The organism is uncultured Campylobacter sp., from assembly GCF_938045595.1.
Classification (GTDB): domain Bacteria; phylum Campylobacterota; class Campylobacteria; order Campylobacterales; family Campylobacteraceae; genus Campylobacter_B.
On sequence record NZ_CALIBB010000277.1, the window covers coordinates 1 to 1,164 of the forward strand.

Sequence of the window (1,164 nt, forward strand, 5' to 3'; positions counted from 1 at the left end):
AGCTCATCGCCGACGCCTGCTACGTAAAGATCGAGCGCGCTAGCTTTAAGCGCAGAGTTGCTCGGATTTAATATGAAGCTTCCATTTTGATAGCCTATGCGCACGCCGCAAACCGGCGCTTTAATCGGGATGTCGCTAAGATACAGCGCCGCAGACGCCGCATTAAGAGCGACGACTTGCAGATCGACCTCGGGGTCCGCCGATAGCACGTAAACTACGATCTGCGTCGGATACGCATAGCCCTTCGGAAAGAGCGGGCGCAGCGAGCGGTCTATGATGCGGCTGGTTAGCGTCTCAAAATCGCCCGGCTTGGTCTCACGCTTGATGTAGCCTCCAGGGATTCTACCTGCTGCGTACATCTTCTCGATATACTGCACGGTAAGGGGCAAAAAGTCCTCCTGCACCTGCGTCTCTTCGCGCGCTACGGTGGCTAGCACGACGGTATTTTTCACGCGCAAAAGCGCCGCGCCCGCGGCTTGCTTTGCGACCTTATTGATATCGAAAATTTCGGTATTGCCATTTACTTCAATTTTGCACTGCATTAATTTTCTCCTTGTTTTTGTTGGTTTCGTGAAACGGCAGATAAAGCGGGCATTTGTTTAAAATTTGCATTATCTCCTCCGCGCTTGAGAGCGTTTTTTCTTTGTAATAAAAATCCACATTCACAAAGTCTCTGATCTTGTGAACGGCATAAATTCCATCTACTAGCATGGCGATCTCATCTGCATTATCGCTGCCGATAACGGGCGTGGCGTAAAAGATCGCTTTGGCGTTTAAGCTTACGAGCGTCTTTATGCAAGTAAGTGCGGTCAGCCCGCTCTCACACCCCTCATCTACCAAGATGACGTTTTTTTTCTCTAAATTTCCCAAAAGCTCGCCCTTGCGAAATTTATACATATTTTTTAAAATTTTCTCCTCATAAAGTCTATTCGCCTGCCCGTAAACGTAATCCAGGCTGATGCCGAAGCTTCGCACGAGCTCATCTACCATCACGATCTCTTGGGTTTCGCTTACGCACGCGATCGCGCATTCAGGATTATTTGGCGCTAAAACAGGCTCTGTGAATAAAAACTCATAAGCAAGCCCTAGTTTTAGAGCAAGATGGTTTGCGATAGGAAGCGACTCCAGAGACTGAGCGATTATTAGAAAATTTTCGTTTTTGAT

Annotated in this window: 1 protein-coding gene and 1 pseudogene; both read right to left on the reverse strand. The window is 48.1% G+C overall.

The genetic code is table 11. The features are described from left to right. Positions 1–542: pseudogene (locus Q0340_RS10805) on the reverse strand (polyribonucleotide nucleotidyltransferase); the annotation flags it as partial. Next, the coding region (locus Q0340_RS10810; protein ID WP_298083306.1) for a phosphoribosyltransferase family protein at positions 526–1,164 on the reverse strand (639 nt) is incomplete at its 5' end. The gene Q0340_RS10810 and the pseudogene Q0340_RS10805, both read right to left, overlap by 17 nt.